This window comes from Polaribacter sp. (genome assembly GCF_051251875.1).
In the GTDB taxonomy this organism is placed as follows: domain Bacteria; phylum Bacteroidota; class Bacteroidia; order Flavobacteriales; family Flavobacteriaceae; genus Polaribacter.
This window is the reverse complement of record NZ_JBPOGL010000003.1, coordinates 95463-119788: the sequence shown is the minus strand read 5'-3', so window position 1 is coordinate 119788 and position 24326 is coordinate 95463. Positions and strand designations below refer to the sequence as shown.

The following is a 24326-nucleotide window of genomic DNA, read 5'->3' as shown; positions in this document are numbered from 1 at the left end:
GAATATTTGGGTTAGAGCTTCTCTAAAAATTCAGTTTTACGTTGTCTAGAAACAGGTATTTTGGCATTGTTTTCTAAAACTACATATCCATCAGTTTTTAAAAATTCTTTAATTTTATGCAGGTTGATAATATATGAATTATGAATTCTAAAAAAATCATCTGTAGGCAACAACTCATCTATTTCTTTTAACTTTTTTGTCACCACAATTTTCTTATTGTCAGATAAATAAAGTGTAGAATAATTACCATCTGAAGCTACATAAAAAATATCATTTGGTTCTAAAAACACCAATTTACCATCTGTATTAATGGTAATTTTTTTATGGTGTAATTTGTTGTTAAATTTTAAAAGAATATCTTCAAACTTATCAGAATTAAAGCCTTTAGTTGTATGTTTTTTTATTTTAGAAATAGTTTCTCTTAAATCGTCTGTATCTATTGGTTTTAATAAATAATCTACAGCTTCTTTTTTTAAGGCAGTTATTGCATACTCATTATAGGCAGTGGTAATTACTACTGCAAAATCTCTATGTTCTAGTTTTTCTAAAAATTGAAAACCATCCATAGTAGGCATTTCTATGTCTAAAAACAGACAGTCAACTTCTATTGATTTTAAATACGGAATTGCTTTTTCTGGTTCTGTAAAAGTTGCAATAACCTCTAATTCTTCTTTAAAATTTGAGAGCTCCCAAACTAAACCTTGTATGGCTTTTGGTTCATCATCAATAATAACAGCTTTAATCATAGTGGGCAATTTTATCAAAGTTAAAACTTATTTCTTATATTCTTTTTTAAAGTTGTGCAAATTGAAGCTTTTTAGTCTTAATCTGCACTTTTTGAATGATAAATGGTACTTTTTTTAATAAATCTATAAAAACCAATTATACAGAAATTTTTACCATTCATACATTCTTTCTTTTTTAAAAACTTTATTTAAAGAATATTTGTGCTGTAAAATAAACCAACCAATTAGAGAAACTTAAAGAAATATAAACACACTTTTATACAAAAAAAGGCATTCTAAAAAGTTGTTTATGACGAAACAAAATAAGAAAAAAGGAAAAGCAAGAACCACAATTAACAGGAATTAAGGGGCCTATAAAATTGTGTAAACAGCATCAGCTATCTGTTGATGCTGTTTTTTTTGGCACATTCTTTGTTTTAACAAAGTCTTAACAAATAAAAAAATGCTATTTATGAAAGATTTTAAAAAAGTACCCGTTAAACAATTAGAAAAATTCTCTAATCTTTTTACTCAATTAGGCCTCGTATTAGTGCTTTTTATTGTGTACATCACATTAGAGTACCAAACATCAAAGAAATCTGTAGCAGATTTTAAAACAGACAAAAACAAGGTGGTATATATTACACCAGAAACAGAAGTTCTTTTTACAAAAGAAGCCAAAGCAAAACCAAAAGTAATACTACCAAAACAAACTAAATTAATTCCTGATGAAGTAGTAAAAGGGAATAATAATATCATTGAAACAATAATTGATAATACGCCCACAAAAAACCCAGAAATAATAGATATTGAGAACATTGTTGAAATTAAAGAACCGGTAGAAATTATTGAAGATGTTCCGTATGATTTTATACAAGACGCCCCGGTATTTAAAGGTTGCGAAGGTTTAAATAAAAAAGAAAATAAGGTTTGTTTTGATAAAAAAATGAAACAGTTTGTACAACGTAACTTTGATTTAAACTTAGCAAATGATTTGGGTTTACATGCCGGAAAGCATAAAATTCAAACTCAATTTATTATTGATGATAAAGGAAATGTTGTAGATATTTTGGTGAGAACTCCAAGTAAAGGATTAGAAAAAGAGGCAAAAAGAATTATTAAAAAGTTGCCAAAATTTAAACCTGGTAAACAACAGAATAAAACCGTAAAAGTAAGATACACATTACCTATTTCTATTAGTATCAACTAAAAATAAATCCAGTTTTTTAGGCTGGATTTTTGTATGATTTTTTTGATGATTTCGTTACCTTAGCACTATGAAAATCAATCAATTTTTAGATGCTACCTATTTAAAAACGGCAAGCCAAGCAAATCTTACAGAAGAAGAGAATGAACAAAAAGTTATTGAGCTACTAGAAGAAGCTATTTTGTATGACTATAAATTAGTAATGATTCGTGCAAAACACATTCCGTTAGCAAAAAAAATGTTAGCAACTGCAGGTTCAAATGTGTTAATAGGAACTGTTATTGGTTTTCATGAAGGCACCTATTCTACCCAAGAAAAATTACAAGAAGCACAAAAAGCAATTGATCTAGGTGCAGACGAATTAGATTTTGTAGTCAATTATTTAGCCTTTAAAAAAGGAAATTTGTCATTGGTGAAAGAAGAAATTTTAAAAGGCATAGAAATTTGTTTGTCAAATAACAAAAAAGTAAAATGGATTATAGAAATTGCCGCCTTAACAAAGGAAGAAATTATTTCAATTACACGCATTATAAAACAACTAGTTTTAGAAAATTTTGGTAAAGAAAACGCAAAAAATGTGTTTGTAAAATCATCTACAGGATTTTTTAAGACGGAAAACAATTTGCCAAATGGCGCAACTTTACCAATAATGAAATTGATTGTAGAAAATGCAAAGCCATTAAAAACAAAAGCTGCAGGTGGCGTAAGAGATTACGGAACGGCTTTAAAAATGGTGGCATTAGGCGTAGATAGAATTGGTACCTCATCTTCTAAAGAAATTGTAACTAAAGAAAAGAACTCAAACCAAGGATACTAATTTTGAAAAACTATTTTGCACATGAAACTGCTGTCATCGATGATAACTGCAGTATAGGAAAAGACACAAAAATATGGCACTTTAGTCATATAATGTCTCATTGTAGTATTGGTGAAAAATGCAATATTGGTCAAAATGTAGTAGTTTCTCCTCAAGTAATTTTAGGCAATAATGTAAAAGTACAAAACAACGTATCTATTTATACAGGTGTCATTTGTGAAGATGATGTTTTTTTAGGACCTTCTATGGTTTTTACCAATGTAATAAACCCAAGAAGTGCCATTAACAGAAAAGAAGAATATCAAAAAACACTTGTAAAAAAAGGCGCTACTATTGGCGCAAATGCAACAATTATTTGTGGAAATACTATTGGCGAATTTGCTTTAATTGGCGCCGGTTCTGTAGTTACAAAAGAAGTTTTACCTTATGCCTTGGTTGTAGGAAATCCATCAAAACAAATTGGTTGGGTTAGCGAATATGGGCATCGATTAGCATTTAATAAAAACGGAATTGCCATTTGCAAAGAAAGTAATCAAAAATATGAACGTACACAGCACGGCATTCTAAAATTAGAATAGCACAAACAATTCTTTATTACATCAGTTATTATTTTTTATCCTATTGAAAAACTTTTTTTGTGTTTCTCTTTTATTTTCCCATCAACAGATATAAAATAACAGCATTAATTTCCTATTAAAATGCACACTTAGTTTCAAAAAAAAACAAATTAATTTTATTTGTTTTTTTTTGGGTGGTTGTTAAATTTTAACTTTTTATTATTAAAATATTTATTACATTTACATCGTGATTTAATTATCACACTTTTTCTTTTTCATAGCAATTTTCCCACTCAATTTTTTGAGTGGGTTTTTTTTATACTTTTTTAAGACATAAAAAGCCCTTCATAAAACACAAAATTTAGTAACTTTGTATTCCAAACATTTTATAAAAATATGAAAGAAATTCATTCTTATTGGGCATATATTGTTCTTGCCATCTTAATTTTTACCGTTGTTAATGCAATAACTGGTGTAATAAAGAAAAGAACCTTTACAGACAAAGATTTAAGACTAGGTTTATTTACCTTAATTGTTTCTCATATTCAATTATTAATAGGTATTGTTTTATATATTATAGAAGGAAGGTATGCTAATTTTTCTGAAACAATGAAAGTTAGTGAAGCAAGATTGTTAGCTTTAGAGCATCCTTTAATGATGGTTTTGGCAATTGTTTTAATAACAATAGGTTGGTCTAAACAAAAAAAGAAAACAGAAGATGCTGCAAAATTTAAAACATTTGCACTTTTTTATGGTTTAGCACTGCTATTTGTTTTGTCTAAAATACCTTGGAGTAACTGGTTTTAACTGTATAAAATGAAGATAATAAGCTATATATTATCACCAATTTTTGCGTTGGTGTTTTTCTTATTGCTACTCATTTTTCATGTATTACAATGGGCTGGTAAACAACTATTTGGTTATAAAGGCCATAAGTTTGTGGTAGATTATATGAATTGGGTTTTAACAAAATCGCTACTTTTGTTAGGGATTTCTGTTCGGGTAATTAATAAACATAAATTACCTGCAAATACCTCCTTAATTTTTGTGGCCAACCACCAAAGTATGTTTGATATTTCGCCAATTAGTTGGGCTTTTAGAAAACATCACCCTAAATTTGTATCTAAAATTGAATTGGCAAAAGGGATTCCTAGTATTTCTTATAATTTACGAAATGGTGGGGCAGCATTAATAGATAGAAAAGATGCAAAACAAGCCATTGTAACTTTGGGTAAGTTTGCCAAAAATATTCAAAAACAAAAATGGTCTGCTGTTATCTTTCCGGAAGGCACTAGAAGTAGAGACGGAAAACCTAAAAAATTTGCTGCAAACGGATTAAAAATGATAGCAAAGTACAATAAAGAAGGATTTATTGTACCTTTAACTATAAATAATTCTTGGAAAGTATTTAAATACGGAAAATTTCCTTTAGGTATTGGTAGTCCAATTACTATAATTACCCACCAACCTATACAAATTTCATCCATGCCTTTTGATGAATTAATGGAGGCAACAGAAGAAGTAATTAAACAACACTTAAATTAAAAAATTATGTCAGTACAAAATATAAGAAAAGAAGTAATGGGTACGCTGGAAAAGAACATTGGCGATTTTGTAGATAAATTTTTAATTCCTGCAGAAAAAATTTGGCAACCTACAGATTTTTTGCCAAACTCTCAAAAAGATTCTTTTATTACTGAAGTAGAAGAAATAAGAGAACTATCTAAAGAATTACATGATGATTTTTGGGTAGTTTTAGTTGGAGATACTATTACAGAAGAAGCCTTACCAACATACGAATCTTGGTTATTAGACTTAGACGGCGTAAATCAAGATCCTGATAACGGTTGGGCAAAATGGGTAAGAACCTGGACCGCAGAAGAAAATAGACATGGAGATGTGTTAAATAAATATTTATATTTATCCGGACGTGTTAATATGCGCGAAGTAGAAATATCTACCCAACATTTAATAGCAGATGGTTTTGATATTGGTACTTCTACAGATCCGTATAAAAACTTTGTTTATACAAGTTTTCAAGAATTAGCAACTTATATTTCACATAATAATGTAGCAAAAATTGCTCGTAAGAAAGGACATAAAGCATTGGCAAAAATGTCTAAAATTATAGCAGGTGATGAAATGCGTCATCATCAAGCATATTCAGAATTTGTAAAAGAAATTTTTAAAATAGATCCTTCAGAAATGATGTTGGCTTTTCAACACATGATGAAATACAAAATTATAATGCCAGCAATGCATTTAAGAGAATCTCATGGTGCAAAAGGTAGTTTGTTTGATGATTTCTCTGCGGTAGCACAAAGAGTTGGTGTTTACACAGGTTTTGATTATGTAGATATTTTAAAGAAATTAAATACTGCTTGGGAAATTGATAAAATTACAAACCTAACACCAGAAGCAGAAAAAGCAAGAGATTATTTAATGAAATTGCCAGATAGAATGTATAGAATTACAGACAGAATTGTAGTTCCAGACACCAAGTTTAATTTTAAATGGATGCTTCCTGCCTAATTTTTTTTAAAAATTAAAAAAGTATAAATTGATTGCTTTTTTAGATGTTTTTACAACATTTAAAAAAGCAATTTTTGGTTTTAAAAGAGTGTGAAAAAGTAATTTTTAATCAAAATTTAATACATAAACTAACTTTATTAATTTTTTTTTATATTTAAATAAAAATTAAACATGCTTAAATCTACTTCTTTTTATATACTACTCCTGTTTTTTATATCCTCTTTACCGCTTACCGCGCAAGAAATACAAAATGAATTTTATAATTTTTTTAAATCTATGGAAAATGAGTTTCAATATGATTTAAAAGATTTAACTAGAGAAGAAAAATTAAAATACAATTCTTATAAAACTTCTATAGAAGGAATAGGAAGTATGAAAACGGAAACAGCCCAAATAATTAAAATGGACAATGGTGTTGTTTTATACGTCAACTATTTAAAGGAGCAAAAAGAAGAGATTATAAAATCTTTAGAATCCTTTCCTTCTTCTAGGGGTTATGAAATAGAAACCTTATCTAAACAAAATAATGTTATAGAATATCTAGTTAAGAAAAAATACGGTAAGGTTATTGGATTTTTAAAGTTTTATGTTTCCAAAGAAAACCTATGGGGTTTTCATGCATTGATACCTTATAAACTCGAAAAATTTGAGGTTGATATAAAAAATGTTTTAAACCATGCCAAGGATGGTTTTGTTCATCTAAAAAAAACATATATTAAAAATGAAGCTGGGGTTGCAATTTATGCTGTTGATAAGACTTATAATTATATTACAAACTCTTACTATAGCAATGTTGAGGATAAAAAGTTTAAAATTTTGTTTTTAGATTACAAAATGGGGCATTTTGAAGCTTTAAAGTATCAAATTAAAAAGATGAATTTGTCATTGCCCAATTTTAAAAGAGTGCAATATAAAAACGAAGAAAACTTATTTGGGTATCAATTTATCAGTAATAATAATGAAATTCAAATATTAATTTCAGCCAAAGATGGTCATTTAGAACCTACTATTAGTTTTTATTTTAGAGAAAATAAAAATACTCCTAAAAAAAGAAAAGATGTTAGTACCAAACTTATTAATAATGCAGGAAATAAGTTAGCAAAAACACTTACGTATTATAAACAAATATCTAAACAGCTAGAGCAAATAGCCAACGAGAAAAATACCATTAAAGTAGGTAGATTAAAAGACATTGTACGGCCAACACTAAAAATGGCAAATACGCTTGATGTAAATCAAAATGCAATTTTAAAAGATATCCAAATTATTAAAAAAGTACTTGTGCAGACAGATTGTATAGAGGCAAAGAAGGAGATAGAGGCAGCTCTTACCTTAATGAATGGTTTAATTAACAATATTAATAATTATAAAAAGGAAGTAAGTTTATGTTTGTCTAAAACCGGAAATACCGCATTATCTCATTTTAAAGTAGCTTATAAATCTTTTGAAGCTAGTTTTAAGGAATTATTTCCGACTGCAAAAAGGATAGATAACGTTTATACTGCTCCTTGTTTCTATGCTGGAGAAATAGATTTAAAAGAAACAAAAACCAACGAAAAAACACACAATAACAATGTTAAGACCACTAAAAAGTTACCAACTAAATATTATGATGTTGGCTTAACGGTAGATAATGATAAGAGTGTAAAACATATAAAAGTAGTGCATGTAAAACCAGGTTCTCCTGCGGACAAAGCAAATATTAAAGAGGGGGATATTGTTATAAAAGTAGGTAATCAACTTATGGCAAAATTATTTGGAAAATGGGCACAAGGTTATTTTAAGAATAAAGTAGAAGGCAAAAAAATTAGAATGGAAGTATATTCTAAAAAGAATGATAAGGTTAGAACTTTATTGGTAGAAACGGGTCCAAATGGTAATTTTCAACTAATAAAAGAAGAACCTTTTAAAGCAACCTTTAAAAAAATTGAATATTCTGACAATTCTGTATATGAGGGACTAACTAAATTTGGTGTGCCACATGGTAACGGAAACATGATTTGGAAAGACCAAAAAAAATCTTATAAAGGTAACTTTGAAAACGGAAAATGCCACGGCAATGGAGTTTATATAATGAGCGAAACAGAATCTTATGAAGGTACTTTTAAAAATGGAAGTATGACAGGAAAAGGAAAAAGATTTTATAGAGATGGTAGCAGTTATGAAGGCGAGATTTATAAAGGTGTTCCTTACGGTCAAGGAACCTACATTTTTCCGAACGGAAATCGCTATAGAGGTAAATTTGTAGATAAAAAAAGAGAAGGTGTTTTTTATTGTATTATTGATGGAAAAAAGTATGTTTTAGAATATGAAAATGATAAAGTAGTAAGTAAAAAGTTATTAGAATGACCTAAACAAAATTCAATTTAGAAAAAGTTTTATTTAAAATTGCAACATCATCTACTTGCAACCATTTGTCTAAAATAGTGGCGTAGATTTCTCTAAAATCTATCTCAAATTTAAGGTTACCATTTTTATCTAAATCACCTAAGTTTGGTAGGTTATTATACAAACCTTGTTTCTTTAAGTTTTTTCCCATCACAAAAACATTGTTAGCCGTTCCGTGATCTGTTCCTTTAGATTCGTTTTGTTTTACGCGTCTTCCAAATTCAGAAAAAGTAAGAATTAACACATCATCAAACGTATTGTTTTTTTGTAAATCATTGATAAAAACCTCCATACTTTCTGCATACACTTTTAACAACCTTTCTTGCGTTCCTGCTTGATTTGCATGTGTGTCAAAACCACTTAAACCTGCATAATAAACTTGAGTTTCTAACCCAGAATTTATAAATTGAGAAATGGTTTTTAACTGTTTTCCAAAGATATTTTTAGGATAGGCCGCAGCCGTATTTTTTGTATTGCTTTTTTCGTAAATGTGTTTTGCAGATGATTTTGCATCAATCATAGTATTGTACAAATACCCCAAGTTATGTTCACTTAAATGCGCATCATTATAATTGGTTACAACATTGTTAAAAAAGGGTGCATCCATAGAATTATAAAACATTTTTGGATCTGTAATTGCCAAACCGTTTTGTGTTTTTCCTTTTAGCATTAAAGACAAACTTTCATCTACTTCAATTGCATTGTACGGGTTTCCTTTGGTATAATCTAAATAGCTTCCAACCCAACCATTTTGTAAATATTCATTGCTATCACTAGCCGTTTGCCAAATATCTGTAGATCTAAAATGTGATAAATTAGGGTTCGGATATCCCACGTTATTTATAATACTTACAAAGCCTTTATTATATAAATTTTGCAAAGGTTGCAAACTTTTATGAAGCCCAACCTCATCAGAAATTTTAAATAAATCGTTTTGTTTTATGGCGATGTTATTTCTTTGTTGATAATAAATATCGTTGTTAAAAGGAACCACAGTATTTAACCCATCATTACCTCCTTTTAACTGAATAATTACTACCTTTTTATGGCTAAATGTTTTTACAGGAAGTTGTTCAAAAGCCTTTAAAAATTGAGGCACAAAAAACATCCCTGAAGCAAAAGTTGTCTGTTTTAAAAAATCTCTACGTTTCATAATTCTTAAAATTTAACAAAGTTGATATTCAGGTAAACTCATTAATTGCACAACAAAATCGTGCTTAGAAAGCTTTTGATTTCTTTCTAACATTTCTTTTGTGCCACTATTTATTTTTGATGTTATAATTTGATGTACCAATTCTTTATTTGATTCATTTTTATAATTTTCTTCAAAAGAATTCCAATCTGCAGTAACTTTTATAAAAGCTTTTCTTCGTAATTTTCTTTTCTTAAAATCGGTAATCATAGTTTCTTCATCACCAATTTCTGAATAGGCAATTTCTGCATTGTTTAACAACACAGAAGGCAAACGCAACCGTGTAACAATGGTATTGCTATCAATCCAATTTCTACCTGTTTTCCAACCAGCAACATTTGGTGGTCTCATTAAAACTTGCCCTAATAATCGTTGTAGTAATATAACTTGTCTAGATCTTTCTATTTTATAAGGCACAACGGTATTCATTCCTACCAAAAATTCAATAGGCGATTTTATTTTGGTTCCGATGTTTTCATCAGCATAAAACCAACTAGAAAGAAGCACAAAACGCATTAAATTTTCTATACTGTAATCTTTATAAAACACTTCTACCATTTCATCTATATGCTGTTTATGAATGTTTTCGTTTACAAAATAAGCATAGATTTTTTCTGAAATAAAACGTGCACATTGTTTTTTCTGTAGAATGATATCTATAATATCATCACCCTTAAAATCACCAGATTTATCAAAAAAAGTTTTTTCATTAGTATCATGATGTCTTTCCCTAAAGGAAAATTTTCCAACAAAATTATGGTTGTACCCTGTAAAAGCTCTTGCAGATTCTTTTATATCATTTTCGGTATATTGATCTTGCCCCAAGGTAAAAAGCTCCATTAATTCGCGCGCAAAGTTCTCATTCGGACTTTTTTTCTTGTTTTGTTTGTTGTTTAAATAATTAAGCATTGCGGCGTCTTTGGCTACAGATTTTGTAAAATCGCTAAAATTACCCAAAGCATTTTTACGCAACAGATTATTGTAATTCTGTACAAATACTATGTTTTTATTTTCGCACACAAAATGATTTGCCCAAAACAGTGTCATTTTTTCACGTAAAATTTCTGAAGGATTGTTTAACCGTTGAAACCATGCTTGAGAAAATTCTTGCACTTTTTCTCTACTAAATTTTTGAAGATCCTTTCGTTTATTTTTGTTTTTAAAATCTTTAATAGAAAGCTCTTTTAAATAAGAAGTATCTACAGATAAAGTAGTTGTTTTCTTTGAAGAAGCAAATAACGCATTCACTACATTTTTTTTGCTTTTCTTAGTTAAACGCGTCAATTCTTTTGGTATAATACCAAAACCAACTCTGTTATATAAATGTTGTATATGTGCTGATTTCATAAACCTTAGACTATAAAAATTAAAGATAGTTTAATTTATAGTATATAATTATAAGAATATGAAAAAAAGCTCTATCAAAAACCAATACAAACTAAAATTTATTCCTTAATTTTAATTTGTTTAAGAATAAGTTTTATACTATTTGAAACTGCAGAATTATTGTTTTTCAGATTGTTTAATTTCATTCAAATTTTCATCAAATAAACCAATTAAAAGACTGTTGCCTTTATGGTCTACTTTTAGTCCACCGTATTTGGCTTTTTCATATTTATACCCATCTCCCTCCTGAAAAAAGAAAGATTCTGCACCAATATTTAAAGTTCTCCAACCTTTAGAAGTATATTTTATTGCATACTCTTTATCATCAATTGGTGTTTTATTTTCTTGTATTCGAACCTTGTTAGCAATTCCATTTTCTTGTAATTTCACAATACAAAAACCAGTTTTAGAAATGCTATCATATTTAATATTTTCAGAAATAGCATATCTTAACCTCATATAATCTCCTTGTATTAAAGAACGTGGATCTACAGGCGCCAATTCTAATAAAATTAGTTTTCCATTAGAAAGTAATAGTTCTTTTTTTAGTATAGAATTATGAAACAATCCAAGTAACAAAACAAGATTCACAAGAATGATTATCACCTTATATTTTTTCATCTGAATGTAGATTTTTTGTTGTGAATAGATAAAATAACAGGAATAAAACTCCCGAAACAAATAAGAGTATTGATTTTGTTAATAATGTAAAATTTAAATCATAATAATACTGAGAAATAAAATAAATAAACGCAATAATTCCGATAATTACACCTGTTTTATAGTTTACCAAAAAACTTAATAGCATAATTAATATTGCACCTGAAATAGCAGGAGAGAATACCGTTGATAGCAATATAAAAAAACTTAAAGAGTATATTAATATTTTACTTTTTATGGCCTTAATTTGGTTTATTTTGATAATGATAGATACCAAATACAGAATTACCATAATCATTATTATTGATGATAACCAAAGATAATTTTCTTGAATTGGTAGTACATTTTTTTTACCAATTGCAACAAGACCAAATAATAAAGAGAGAATTAAACCAATTCTAACAGGATTATATAGTTTAGATAATTTTTGGTGGGTTACAATTATTTTTGCTTCATTTAGAAATAAATAACACATTATTAAAGTAGTAAATGCAATGTATAAATGCACTAAATTGTATAATTTATTTGAAACGATGAGCGAAAGGCAACAACCAAAAATGGTAAGTATAGAAATAAGTGATAAAAGATAGTTTTGTGTGATGCATAAAGAACAAATAGCAATGGCACTTATCAATAGAATAATACTATTTTCTTCAACTTTTAACCCTGTTAATCCTATGGCTAGCATTGCAAAACCAATAATATAAATTGATATACTAAAGGTGTCAATAATTAGTTTATCATATACTTTATTCAACCAAATAGCCAAAACAATAAAACCAATTCCGAAGAGTAACAATCCAGATTCAGAATTGTATAAGCCAGCAATTCCTAAAAAACCAAGAAATGCAAGCATTGCTAAAAGACCTCCAAAAATAGAAAGTATTTTAATAGCCAAGCTAGATTTATTTTCTAAAAGCAGTTCATATTCCTTAAAAACCGCGTTTTCATCGCATTCAAAATTAACACCTTCTGACAAACGAATAGTATCTAATAAAGCCTTTTTACTTGTTAATTTATCCATTTTTTCTGAAGGTCTATTAAGGCTTTAATGACATAGGTTACACTCACAATTACAAAAATACTGATGATGAAAAACATCCCTGCATCATTAGATAATTTTATAAGAAATGCAGTTATAATAATGATACAACTAAAAGGAATTATGGAAAGATAGAAAGCTTTTTTTGCTTTTAGTCCATACCTAATACCCAATGTATAAAATACTAAAGTAATAATGATTAGTACAAATAATGAAGTCTGTTGTTTACTAAAAAGACCAAAAGAAATACCCATTGTACTATAAGAAACACAGCCCAAAGCAATGAAGTTAGAAAACCAAATAGGCTGTTTTAATTCTTTATTTAATTTTTTTCCGAAAAAGGGAATCAATAAGAAACACAGATTAATTATAAAAAGTACGCTAAAAACAAAAACTTCTGACCAATTATGAGCAACTTGTTGCCAATACAATATAAATGTTGTGTTTACCAACACTATAAAAACAAGCCACAAAGGCGCAAAATTAGAAACTGTTACCCAAAGTGTGATGGCTATTGTCCACCCTAAAAAAAAATCATAGGCGTTTGCACCCGTTTGATATATTTGTCCGAAAACAGCAAATAAAACACCCACTAATATTGATGCTGATGTGAGCAGTATCTTTTTTAAATCTAACTTTAGTTTCGAGAATAAGGCAATTAAAGTTATGCTAACAATAAGGCTTTCAATGAGCCCTATTTTTATAAATTTATGAAGTTCGGTCCAATTATAGGCAAAAAAGAAAAGAATTCCGACGGTTGTAAAACCAACTCCTAAACTAATAAAAAGTAGATTTAGAAATTTAAGCCAAGACTCTTTTGTGCTATATATTTTCTCTTTATACACATGATTAATACTCTTTTCAGACCAATTACTGTGTCTACTTATTATTTGAATATCTTCTCTTTCAATTTTCATCTTCAGATTTAGTATTTTTTTAGTATTTCTTAAATAACAAAATTCATTTGTTATGATTACAATAATATAAGATATTTTTCTTCACGAAGTAAAATGACCGGTAGATAACTTTTTTAATGCAAAAAAGACTGCCTTATCAGACAGTCTCTTTAAAATATATACTTTACATCAAAAAATTACTCAACAGTTACTGACTTTGCTAAGTTTCTTGGTTGATCTACGTTTTTACCTAACATAACAGCAATATGGTAAGATAATAATTGAAACGGAATGGTGGTTAACAAAGGTGTTAAAGCCTCTTCTGTTTCTGGTATTTCTATTACATGATCTGCAATTTCTTTTACTTGGGTATCTCCTTCCGTAACAATTGCAATAATTTTTCCTGCTCTAGATTTTATTTCTTGAATATTACTAACTACTTTTTCATAATGTCCTTTACTTGTAGCAATCACAAAAATTGGCATATTTTCATCAATTAAAGCAATTGGACCATGTTTCATTTCTGCTGCAGGATAACCTTCTGCATGAATATAAGAAATTTCTTTTAACTTTAAAGCACCTTCTAAGGCCACAGGAAAGTTAAAACCTCTACCTAAATACAAACAATTTTTTGCATCTTTATAAACCGATGCAATCTCTTTTACTTTACTATCAATCTTTAAAAGCGCCTCTACTTTTGCAGGTATTAATTGCATTTTATGTAAAAACTCTCTTAATTCAGATTTAGAAATCTCTCCTTTTTTAGACGCTAATTTTAATGCAATTAATGTTAAAACTGTAATTTGTGTTGTAAACGCTTTAGTTGACGCAACACCAATTTCTGGTCCTGCATGCGTATATGCTCCGGCATCTGTCTCTCTAGCTATAGAAGATCCTACAACATTACATATTCCAAAAACAAATGCTCCTTTAGATTTTGCCAATTTAATGGCTGCTAAAGTATCTGCAGTTTCACCAGATTGAGAAATAGCAATTACTACATCTTTAGAAGTAATAATAGGGTTTCTATATCTAAATTCAGATGCATATTCTACTTCAACAGGAATACGAGCTTTGTCTTCTATAAGATATTCTCCTACCAAACCAGCATGCCAAGAAGTACCACAAGCTACTATAATAATTCTTTCGGCATTTAAAAACCTGTTCATGTTATTGTCTATACCAGACATTCTAATAATTCCTTCATCTGCCAACATTCTACCTCTGTAGGTATCTATAATAGCTTTAGGTTGCTCATGAATTTCTTTAAGCATAAAGTGTTCATAGCCACCTTTTTCTATTTGCTCTAAACTCATTTGTAACTCCTGAATTTTGGCATCAACTAAAGAATCATCATTTATATTACGAACACGTATATTTCTTCCTAACTTTATAATTGCAAGTTCTTCATCTTCTAAATAAATAGCATCTTTTGTATACTCTAAAAAAGGAGAAGCATCTGAAGCAATAAAAAACTCAGAATTGTCTTTACCTACTCCAATAGCTATTGGGCTTCCTAGTCTTGCAACAATAAACTCATTGGGTTTTGTTTTATCAAAAACAGCAATTGCATAAGCACCAATTACATTGTTTAATGCCAATTGTACCGCCTTACCTAATTTACATCCTTCTTGCTTTTTTACTTCTTCTATTAAATTAATAAGAACTTCAGTATCTGTATCACTTTTAAAAGTGTAACCACGAGAGATTAACTCTTTTCTTAGTGTATCGTAATTTTCTATAATTCCATTATGAACAATTACTAGATTTCCAGATTCAGAAAAATGAGGATGAGAATTAATATCATTTGGCACACCATGAGTTGCCCAACGTGTATGGCCAATACCAATATTTCCGTTTTTTCTTTCTACTTCTTTATTTGTAATTACCTCTAAATCTGAAACTTTCCCTTTAGTTTTTGAAAGATGAATATTTTTTCCATCATATATCATTACTCCAGCACTATCATAACCTCGGTATTCTAATCTTTTAAGGCCGTTTATAACTATTGGGTATGCTTCTCTAAAGCCAATGTAACCAGTAATTCCACACATAACATTTTTTTTAAGTTAATTTTTCTTCTTTGTATAAGATATTTTTAATTCAGCTTTTTTATCTCCGTTTATTTCAGAGTTATTAAATAATGTAATCGCTTTTGGGTTCCAATTAAAGCGTGTAAAAATAGTATCTGAAACTACAGCATCTGTTGGATTATACACTTTTAACTTTAATGTAGGTGAATAATTAGATTCACCGCTTAAAAGATCAGACACATAATCTGTAATTTTAAAAGTGTATTTTTCGGCTTTACCGTAATCAGCATCACTTTCATCTGTAACTCTTTCTAAAAACCCACCAAAAGTGGTTTCACTATACGTATCTTTTATTTGACTTAAGATTGAATTTTGAGTTGCATTTTCATCATCTTTATATAAATACAATCTATAAGGCAATGCCGTTGTATCTGCAGATTGATTGATATAAAAACTTAAAGAGGCATCATTTACCAATAAATTCTGAGCTCTTAATTCTTCAATTTTATCAGCTATATTATTACCATCTAAATCTGCACCAAAAAGATCTATTTTAGCCTCATTACCCGCAGCACCTTGCACAATAACTTCATTGTTTATTGGATAGATTTTATTATCCATTTTATAAGAAGCTACACGTATTCCAGATAGAGAATAAGAATCATTTTCGCTAAAAGTCTTAATAGTATCATTTGTAGCTGTTTCTAAGACAGTGTTGGTGTAATAAACCTCTATAGACGGGTTTAAAGCAGCAGAAGTATTGTTAAAATTAAAAGAAATTAAAGAGCCTTCTGTTCCTGTTGCTTCTAGGATAATTCCTCTGAAGTAATCATTAAAAGCATCTTGTGAATCAAATTCTGATAATTCATATTTGTCTAAAAACAGTGTTTTTATAAGATCTTCTTTTAAAGGAATTCTTGCAAAAGGGTAAGGAACTTCAGATGAAGAATATTGAAATGTATCTTTTTTTATGAGCACATTTGTACTTGTTCTTCTGCTTACTATAACTACAGTATCATTTTCATTTGGAATAAACTGATAGTTGAGTTGGCTATTTAATTCACTTCCAACTTTATCAAAAACATCATTAGAATAATACTTATTAACTTGCGAAGGTTCCGTAGGATTTAATCTACTTAAATACGTACTTGTTTGATAGGCATTAAAAGTAAAGGCTTTATTAGAATCTCCAATAATTGAATCTAAAGTATATGTTGGCCCTGTAGAAATATTATCTGTTAAAGTTGCCTGATACGGAAGCTTTATAAAAGCCGTATCTATTGTTGTAACAATATGTGTTGTTCCTGTTTCATACTTTGTAATTGTATCTGCATGAGCAACCGTTAAAGCAGTACTAATAGCTACCTGAGAAACAATAGAAGCCTCTATTTTCTCATAATCTGAACTTGCAAAAACACCTAATAAATATTGTCCTGGTTCACTAGTAAGATTGTCTGATGGCACTTTTTCTACAGCGCTATTTTCTAAAGAAATAGCTACCGGTATAAAGGTTGTAGAGAATTTTGTATTACTAACAATACTTGTACCTATGTCTGTAAAATCTTTTTCACAAGACATAATTCCTGAAAAAATAAGCATTAAACCGCCTATTAAAACACTTTTTCTAATAATATTTTTCACTTTAAAATAATTAATTAACCGCAATTAAATCGGTATAGAAATTTAAATAATTTTCTTTTAAGTTTTCTGGTAAATAGGCCAAAACAGGTAAATCTTTTTCTTTAATAAAAGAAGTTAGTTCTTCCGCAATGGTTTCACTACCAAGAATAATTGCATCAGAATTTTCTATGGCGCTTTTTAAAATATTAGTATGATTTGGTGTTTTTAATGTAGTAATTTTATCATCAGAAACTAAATCAAACTTTACCTTATTGGCTAAATCTTCATTTAAAGTTCCTTCAAAATTATTATTATTATACAATGAAGTTACTATCTTACTTTCTGTAAATAAAGGTTCTTCATTATAAAACTCTCTTAAATATAACGGTAACAAAGAAGCCATCCATCCATGAACATGAATAATATCTGGTGCCCAATTTAATTTTTTAACAGTTTCTATAACTCCTTTTGCAAAGAAAATTGCGCGTTCATCATTGTCTTCAAACAACTCATCATCCTCATCAGTAAAAACTGCTTTTCGTTTAAAATACTCTTCGTTGTCTATAAAATAAACTTGCATTCTTTCTTTAGGTATAGAAGCTACTTTTATTATTAATGGCATATCCATGTCATTAACAACCAGGTTCATACCAGACAAACGAATGACTTCGTGTAATTGATGTCTACGCTCATTAATTACGCCAAATCTTGGCATAAAAATACGTGTTTGTACTCCTTTAGAATGTGCGTTTTTAGCTGCATTAAATGCTGTTAGTGATAATTCTGTTTCAGGCAAGTAGGGCACTACTTCAGACGAAACAAACAATATTCTCTTGTCCTTCATTAAATCAATCTCTTTTATAAGAAGTGCAAAAATACAAATTATTATGCTAATATCGTGTTAAATTGGTAAGTTTGCAGACTTTACTTAATTTTTAAGGATGAAAATTTTCACAACAATACCAGATTTAAAATCATACGTATCAACCCAGAAAGCAGAAAATAAAACCATAGGTTTTGTTCCTACCATGGGTGCGCTTCATCAAGGGCATTTATCTCTAATTAAAAAAGCGAAACAAAAAAACGATATTGTTATTGTTAGTATTTTTGTGAATCCTACACAATTTGATAATACAGAAGATTTAAAAAAATACCCTAAAACCTTAGAAAACGACACTAAACTATTAGAAAGCGTTTCTTGCAATGTACTTTTTTCTCCATCCGTAAAAGAAATGTATAGCAATAATATTTCATCAGAAAAATTTGACTTTGATGGCTTAGAACATCAAATGGAAGGCAAATTTAGAGACGGTCATTTTAATGGAGTTGGCACCATTGTAAAAACACTTTTCGAAATTGTTACACCCAACAAAGCATATTTTGGTCAGAAAGATTTTCAACAATTACAAATTGTAAAAAAAATGGTTGAAAAACATCACCTAAATGTAAAAATTAAAGGATGTGACATTTTTAGAGAAGATGATGGTTTGGCCATGAGTTCTAGAAACACAAGATTAAGCAAAGAACATAGAAATGCGGCACCTTTTATCTACAAAACACTTAAAAAAGTCAGAAAAAAATTTGGCACAGAAAATGCTACTAAAGTAACAGAATGGGTAGAGAAACAGTTTAAAAAACATCCTTTATTAGATTTAGAGTATTTTACAATTGCTGATGAAAAATCATTAGAAACCATAAAAAACAAAGAATCTTCTAAAAAATATCGTGCTTTTATTGCTGTATTTGCAGGGAATATTAGATTGATAGATAACATTCAATTAAAAAATTAATAACCAAAAAAATAGTATTTTTGCCGCATGTTAGTACAAGTTGTAAAATCTAAAATCCACCGTGTAAAAGTTACTGGTGCAGATTTAAATTATATAGGAAGCATAACCATAGATGAAGATTTAATGGATGCAGCCAATATTATTGAAGGGGAACGCGTTCAAATTGTGAATAATAACAACGGAAACCGTTTAGAAACATACGCAATTCCTGGCCCTAGAGGAAGTGGTGAAATCACTTTAAATGGCGCAGCATCGCGTTTGGTTGCCGTTGGCGACGTCTTAATTTTAATCGTATATGCGTTTATGAAATTAAAAAAAGCAAAAACATTTAAACCTTCGTTGGTATTTCCTAACGAAACAGATAATACGCTTACCTAAGTTTGAATTCATCAACCAAAAAAATATTAAAAACCACTTTGCCTCTCTTATTGGGAGGCTTTTTAGTTTGGTATTCACTATCTAAAATTTCTATAAATATCTTAATAGGATATTTTAAAGAAGCCAATTATAGCTGGATTTTCCTTGGGTTATTCTTTGGCATTTTAAGCCATTTATCTAGAGCCTATAGATGGAAATTTATGCTAGAACCAATAGGCTTTAAACCCAAGTACACAAATAGTGTTTTAGCCGTTTTAGTAGGTTACTTAGTTAACTTGGCAATTCCAAGAGCAGGAGAAGTTAGCAGAGCTTTGGTGTTAACAAATTACGAAGAAGTACCTTTCGAAAAAGGATTTGGAACCATTGTAGCAGAAAGAATTGCAGATTTAATAATGATGTTGTCTATCATGTTAATCACACTTTTTGTTCAGTACGATTTTATTTACGAACTCCTAACAAAGAATTTTAACCCCGTAAAAATAATTATTGGATTGGCCATTTTAATACTAGGTTTTTACATTTTAACATCTTTTGTAAAAAAAGCAACATCAGGCTTTTTACTAAAAATTAAAACCTTTATCGCTGGTTTGGTAGAAGGTGTTACCAGTATTTTTAAAATGAAAAATAAATGGGCATTTATTTTTCACACAGTATTTATTTGGGCAATGTATGTAGCCATGTTCTGGGCAACAATACCTGCTATTAACGGCTTAAATGTTCCTTTTGGCGGAATTTTAATTGGCTTTATTGCCGGAGGTTTTGCCATTGCTGCAACCAATGGCGGCGTTGGTTTGTACCCAATTGCTGTTGCTAGCGCCTTGGCTTTATTTGGCGTACTAGAAGAACCTGCAACTGCTTTTGGTTGGATAATGTGGACCGCACAAACAGCCATGATTATCATTTTTGGAGGATTAGCCTTCTTGTTCCTACCAATTTACAATAAAAATAAATAATATTTGGGCGTTCCCTAAAGGTCGCGCTTTCATTACTCGCTTTTTTTGAAAATAAAAAAGAGCTCAAACATGCCATTCAATCGCTAACGCAACTGTTTGCCAACTTTTAGCAATTCACCAACATTTCGTTTATTTAAAAAATCAGTATATTTGGTATAAATCATTATTATTATGGATGATCAAGAAAAACGAAAAGCATTGGCCAAATGGATTTTAGAAACAGATAAAAATGTGCTAAATGAAGTAGAAGCTATCTATAATACACATTCTAAAAACGAAGAAACTTCGTCTAAAATTGTTGGTTATACCATTGACGGAAAACCTTTAACCAAAGAAACCTACATTCAAAAAGTAAAAGAAGCAGAAAAAAGCATGGAAGAAGGGCATTTTATAACTTCCGAAGATTTGAAAAAAAAAATGGCTTCTTGGTAAATGAGCCTTACAGTAGATTGGTCTTTAAAAGCTGAAAAAGATTTAGAAAAAATATTTGAATACGTAAAAGAAAAAACTCTTTCAAATAATTTAGCTTCAAATGTTGTAAATGATATTTTTGAAACAACTATGAATATCCATTTTATAAATCAATTTCAAATAGATGAAATTATAGGAAACCCATATAGAAGAATAATTGTTAGAAACTATAAGGTTATCTACGCCCCTAAAAACGAAAATGAAATAAGAGTTTTTCGAGTTTTTAATACACATCAAAACCCTGAGAACTTAACTGCGTCTAATCTCTAAAATAATACCTAATAAGTTCCATCAATTTAAAGGCTTTCAATTCAAAAACGTTGTAACTTTGTTACATTAAAACTTTGCAACTTATTTAAAATGGCTAAAACCAAAACAACTTTTTTTTGTCAGAATTGTGGCACACAACATGCTAAATGGGTTGGCCAATGTGGCGCCTGTAAAGAATGGAATACCATTGTAGAAGAAGTTATTCAAAAAGAAGAAAAACGAGTTTGGAAACAAGCCACTACCGCCAAACAAACCGTAAATAAGCCTTTAAAAATAGTAGATATTCAGCTAAATCCCGAAGAAAGAGTTGTAACCAATAACCAAGAATTAGACACTGTTTTAGGTGGTGGTTTAGTAAAAGGTTCTGTAACACTATTAGGAGGAGAACCAGGTATTGGTAAATCTACTTTATTATTACAAGTTGCCTTAAATATTAGTCAGAAAGTATTGTACGTTTCTGGAGAAGAAAGTCAGTCTCAAATAAAAATGAGAGCAGAAAGATTAGATGCAAATAATTCTAACTGTTTAATTCTTACAGAAACCAACACACAAAACATCTTCAAAAATATTGAAGAAACAGAACCAGAAGTTTTGGTCATAGATTCAATTCAAACATTACACACTAGCTCTATAGAAGCTTCTCCTGGTAGTATTTCTCAAATTAGAGAAACGGCAGCAGAACTCATAAAATACGCAAAAGAAACTGCCACTCCCGTTTTGTTAATTGGCCATATTAATAAAGACGGAAACATTGCCGGACCCAAAATTTTAGAACACATGGTAGATGTTGTTTTACAATTTGAAGGCGACAGAAATCATACCTACAGAATTTTAAGAAGTCAAAAAAACAGGTTTGGTTCTACCTCTGAATTAGGAATTTACGAAATGCTTTCTAACGGACTAAGAGAAATCTCAAATCCTTCAGAAATTCTAATTTCAAAAAAAGATGCAGATTTAAGCGGAACAGCAATTGCATCTACCCTAGAAGGAATTAGACCTTTAATGATAGAAATTCAAGCACTAGTTTCTACGGCGGTTTACGGAACTCCACAACGTTCTACAACAGGGTATAATCTTAAAAGATTAAACATGATTTTAGCCGTTTTAGAAAAAAGAGCAGGTTTTAAATTAGGAGCAAAAGACGTGTTTTTAAATATTACTGGTGGCATAAATGTAGATGACCCAGCAATTGATTTAGCTGTAGTTGCAGCCATATTATCATCAAACCAAGACGTTGCCATTAACCCAAATGTATGTTTTGCTGCAGAAGTTGGTTTGGCAGGAGAAATAAGACCCGTTTCCAAAATTGATCAACGAATTTTAGAAGCAGAAAAATTAGGCTATAAAACATTTGTTGCATCAAAATACAATAAGATTTCTTCTAAAAATCATGGCATAAAGTTAATTTTAGTGGGTAAAATTGAAGAAGCTTTTGCTACCTTGTTTGCTTAGATACGCTAAGAATTCAAAAAATAAAATTCCTTAAAAATAGTACAAAAAGGAGGATAACAAACTTCTGTAGAAAGACAAAATTGTTGTTTTACAGCTCATTTTTAAGATGCTTTTACTACCTTGTTTCCAAAAAAACGAACTACTTTTCTCTTTACCTTACATCGAAAAGAAATACTCACAAAATGGAAACCTCAGAAATTATACCTCTTTTACCTTATCAACCTCCATTTTTATTTGTAGATGAACTTTTAGAAGTTACAGAAAATGGAGTTACCGGAAATTATTCTTATAAAGAAAATGAATACTTTTACAAAGGTCATTTTAAGAATAACCCAATAACCCCTGGAGTTATTTTAACAGAAACCATGGCTCAAATTGGGTTGGTTTGCTTAGGAATTTATTTATTAAAAGATGATATTTCATCCCATAATAAACCTCAAATTGCGTTAACTTCCAATCAAATAGATTTTTTTCTACCCGTATTTCCAAAAGAAAAGGTAACCGTAATTTCAGAGAAAATTTATTTTAGATTTCACAAACTAAAATGTGCCGTAAAAATGATAAATACCAAAAACGAACTCGTTTGTAGAGGAACAATTTCTGGAATGATACTAACAAAATAGCGCATAAAATGAACACATCACCAATAAAAAACAGAGTGGTAATTACGGGTTTAGGAGTTGTAGCACCAAACGGAGTTGGTTTAAAAAATTTTAGGGAAGCCATTAAAAAAGGCACATCCGGCATTGCATTTCATCAACAATTAAAAGACCTTAATTTTTCTTGCTGTATTGGCGGAATTCCATCAATATCAGAAGAAAAAAAACGAAACTATTTAACTGAATTACAATTACGAGGCTTTAATAGTTCTGGCATTTTATACGGCTGTATTGCCGGAATTGATGCTTGGAAAGATGCAGGTTTTTCGGTTGACGAAAACTCCCCATTAGACTACCACTCAGGAATAGTTTTTGGTACAGGAACTTCGGGAATTGAAAAATTTAAAGAAGCCATTTACAAGCTAGATAACAAACAAGTAAAACGTTTAGGAAGTACTGTTGTTGTGCAAACTATGGCAAGCGGAGTTAGCGCTTATTTGGGTGGAATTCTGGGTTTTGGCAACCAAGTAACCACAAATTCTTCTGCATGTACAACGGGTACAGAAGCTTTACTTCTTGGTTTTGAACGTATAAAAACAGGCAAAGCAAAAAGAATGTTGGTTGGCAGTTGCTCTGATGATGGTCCTTATATTTGGGGCGGATTTGACGCCATGCGAGTAATGACTTACAAACACAATGAATCTCCAGAAAAAGGTTCTAGACCTATGAGTAAAACCGCTTCAGGTTTTGTTCCAGGAAGCGGAGCTGGTGCGTTAATTTTAGAATCTTTAGAAAGTGCTTTAGAAAGAAAAGCCACTATTTATGCTGAAGTTTTAGGCGGTAATATTAATTCTGGCGGTCAACGAAATGGCGGAACTATGACAGCACCAAATGCAGAAGCTGTGCAAAAATGTATTGTTGATGCACTTGCAGATGCACAAATTTATCCTCATGAAATTGATGCTATTAACGGACATTTAACAGCAACATCAAAAGATAGTCTAGAAATTGAAAATTGGACCAAAGCTTTGCAAAGAAGCGGACATAACTTCCCTTTTATCAACTCTTTAAAATCTATGGTTGGACATTGTTTAGCTGCCGCCGGATCAATAGAAAATGTAGCTACTGTGTTGCAATTAAAAGAACAATTTTTATTTCCGAACTTAAATTGTGAAGACCTACATCCAGCAATACAAAACTTAATTTCTTTGGATAAAATTCCTACAGAAAAAATGAATATGAAACTTAACATTATTGCCAAAGCAAGTTTTGGTTTTGGAGATGTAAATGGCTGTATTCTTTTTAAAAAATTTGATTCTTAAATTGTTTTAAAAACTCAAATTTAATTCTTGAGAAAA

Annotated in this window: 24 protein-coding genes; 15 read left to right on the top strand and 9 right to left on the bottom strand. The window is 29.8% G+C overall.

Annotated features, from left to right (window positions below; genetic code table 11):
- Positions 1-11 precede the first annotated feature (11 nt).
- Positions 12-746, bottom strand: coding sequence for a LytR/AlgR family response regulator transcription factor (locus ACSHW5_RS02695; protein ID WP_435674567.1), 735 nt, complete (start codon positions 744-746; stop codon positions 12-14).
- Positions 747-1197: 451 nt separating this feature from the next.
- Here ACSHW5_RS02695 and ACSHW5_RS02690 point away from each other — a divergent pair, with 451 nt between their 5' ends.
- From ACSHW5_RS02690 to ACSHW5_RS02660, 7 genes are all read left to right on the top strand, one after another.
- Positions 1198-1935, top strand: coding sequence for an energy transducer TonB (locus ACSHW5_RS02690; protein ID WP_435674566.1), 738 nt, complete (start codon positions 1198-1200; stop codon positions 1933-1935).
- A gap of 67 nt (positions 1936-2002) precedes the next feature.
- The gene (deoC, locus tag ACSHW5_RS02685) at positions 2003-2749 is read left to right on the top strand and encodes a deoxyribose-phosphate aldolase (protein WP_435674565.1); all 747 of its coding nucleotides are present in this window, start codon (positions 2003-2005) and stop codon (positions 2747-2749) included.
- 2 nt (positions 2750-2751) lie between these two features.
- Positions 2752-3327, top strand: coding sequence for an acyltransferase (locus ACSHW5_RS02680; protein ID WP_435674564.1), 576 nt, complete (start codon positions 2752-2754; stop codon positions 3325-3327).
- Positions 3328-3702: 375 nt separating this feature from the next.
- A complete protein-coding gene (locus ACSHW5_RS02675; protein WP_435674563.1) occupies positions 3703-4113 on the top strand; it encodes a hypothetical protein in 411 nt (136 codons plus the stop codon).
- Positions 4114-4122: 9 nt separating this feature from the next.
- Entirely contained in the window at positions 4123-4851 is a 729-nt protein-coding gene (locus ACSHW5_RS02670; protein ID WP_435674562.1) for a lysophospholipid acyltransferase family protein, read from the top strand.
- Positions 4852-4857: 6 nt separating this feature from the next.
- The gene (locus ACSHW5_RS02665) at positions 4858-5838 is read left to right on the top strand and encodes an acyl-ACP desaturase (RefSeq protein ID WP_435674561.1); all 981 of its coding nucleotides are present in this window, start codon (positions 4858-4860) and stop codon (positions 5836-5838) included.
- Positions 5839-6009: 171 nt separating this feature from the next.
- The gene (locus tag ACSHW5_RS02660; RefSeq protein ID WP_435674560.1) at positions 6010-8187 is read left to right on the top strand and encodes a PDZ domain-containing protein; all 2178 of its coding nucleotides are present in this window, start codon (positions 6010-6012) and stop codon (positions 8185-8187) included.
- Position 8188: 1 nt separating this feature from the next.
- Here ACSHW5_RS02660 and ACSHW5_RS02655 read toward each other — a convergent pair whose 3' ends face one another.
- From ACSHW5_RS02655 to ACSHW5_RS02620, 8 genes are all read right to left on the bottom strand, one after another.
- The gene (locus ACSHW5_RS02655; RefSeq protein ID WP_435674559.1) at positions 8189-9379 is read right to left on the bottom strand and encodes a DUF1501 domain-containing protein; all 1191 of its coding nucleotides are present in this window, start codon (positions 9377-9379) and stop codon (positions 8189-8191) included.
- A 12-nt stretch (positions 9380-9391) separates the two neighbouring features.
- Positions 9392-10765, bottom strand: a complete 1374-nt coding sequence (locus tag ACSHW5_RS02650; RefSeq protein ID WP_435674558.1) for a DUF1800 domain-containing protein — start codon at positions 10763-10765, stop codon at positions 9392-9394.
- Positions 10766-10921: 156 nt separating this feature from the next.
- Positions 10922-11425, bottom strand: coding sequence for a GDYXXLXY domain-containing protein (locus ACSHW5_RS02645; protein ID WP_435674557.1), 504 nt, complete (start codon positions 11423-11425; stop codon positions 10922-10924).
- A complete protein-coding gene (locus ACSHW5_RS02640) occupies positions 11412-12488 on the bottom strand; it encodes a DUF4401 domain-containing protein (RefSeq protein WP_435674556.1) in 1077 nt (358 codons plus the stop codon). Before ACSHW5_RS02640 ends, ACSHW5_RS02645 begins: the two co-directional genes overlap by 14 nt.
- Positions 12476-13423, bottom strand: coding sequence for a DUF2157 domain-containing protein (locus tag ACSHW5_RS02635; protein WP_435674555.1), 948 nt, complete (start codon positions 13421-13423; stop codon positions 12476-12478). The genes ACSHW5_RS02640 and ACSHW5_RS02635 overlap by 13 nt, the downstream gene beginning before the upstream one ends.
- A gap of 176 nt (positions 13424-13599) precedes the next feature.
- Positions 13600-15456 (bottom strand): glutamine--fructose-6-phosphate transaminase (isomerizing), encoded by a 1857-nt coding sequence (gene glmS / locus ACSHW5_RS02630; RefSeq protein WP_435674554.1) that lies wholly within the window; start codon positions 15454-15456, stop codon positions 13600-13602.
- A 15-nt stretch (positions 15457-15471) separates the two neighbouring features.
- Complete coding sequence (locus ACSHW5_RS02625) at positions 15472-17076, bottom strand: DUF4270 family protein (RefSeq protein WP_435674553.1); 1605 nt, start codon at positions 17074-17076, stop codon at positions 15472-15474.
- A gap of 10 nt (positions 17077-17086) precedes the next feature.
- Positions 17087-17899, bottom strand: coding sequence for a glycogen/starch synthase (locus ACSHW5_RS02620; RefSeq protein ID WP_435674552.1), 813 nt, complete (start codon positions 17897-17899; stop codon positions 17087-17089).
- Between the two features lie 97 nt (positions 17900-17996).
- On the opposite strand from ACSHW5_RS02620, the gene panC reads away from it, so the two are divergent.
- The 8 genes from panC (at position 17997) to ACSHW5_RS02580 (ending at position 24290) form a co-directional block, all read left to right on the top strand.
- A complete protein-coding gene (panC, locus tag ACSHW5_RS02615; RefSeq protein ID WP_435674551.1) occupies positions 17997-18845 on the top strand; it encodes a pantoate--beta-alanine ligase in 849 nt (282 codons plus the stop codon).
- A 27-nt stretch (positions 18846-18872) separates the two neighbouring features.
- The gene (gene panD, locus ACSHW5_RS02610) at positions 18873-19223 is read left to right on the top strand and encodes an aspartate 1-decarboxylase (protein ID WP_435674550.1); all 351 of its coding nucleotides are present in this window, start codon (positions 18873-18875) and stop codon (positions 19221-19223) included.
- Between the two features lie 2 nt (positions 19224-19225).
- Positions 19226-20176 (top strand): lysylphosphatidylglycerol synthase transmembrane domain-containing protein, encoded by a 951-nt coding sequence (locus ACSHW5_RS02605; protein ID WP_435674549.1) that lies wholly within the window; start codon positions 19226-19228, stop codon positions 20174-20176.
- A gap of 171 nt (positions 20177-20347) precedes the next feature.
- The gene (locus tag ACSHW5_RS02600; RefSeq protein ID WP_435674548.1) at positions 20348-20608 is read left to right on the top strand and encodes a hypothetical protein; all 261 of its coding nucleotides are present in this window, start codon (positions 20348-20350) and stop codon (positions 20606-20608) included.
- Positions 20609-20917, top strand: a complete 309-nt coding sequence (locus ACSHW5_RS02595; protein ID WP_435674547.1) for a type II toxin-antitoxin system RelE/ParE family toxin — start codon at positions 20609-20611, stop codon at positions 20915-20917.
- Between the two features lie 90 nt (positions 20918-21007).
- Entirely contained in the window at positions 21008-22369 is a 1362-nt protein-coding gene (gene radA / locus ACSHW5_RS02590; RefSeq protein WP_435674546.1) for a DNA repair protein RadA, read from the top strand.
- Between the two features lie 182 nt (positions 22370-22551).
- Complete coding sequence (locus ACSHW5_RS02585; RefSeq protein ID WP_435674545.1) at positions 22552-22992, top strand: 3-hydroxyacyl-ACP dehydratase FabZ family protein; 441 nt, start codon at positions 22552-22554, stop codon at positions 22990-22992.
- Between the two features lie 23 nt (positions 22993-23015).
- Positions 23016-24290 (top strand): beta-ketoacyl-[acyl-carrier-protein] synthase family protein, encoded by a 1275-nt coding sequence (locus ACSHW5_RS02580; RefSeq protein WP_435674635.1) that lies wholly within the window; start codon positions 23016-23018, stop codon positions 24288-24290.
- Positions 24291-24326: the final 36 nt, after the last annotated feature.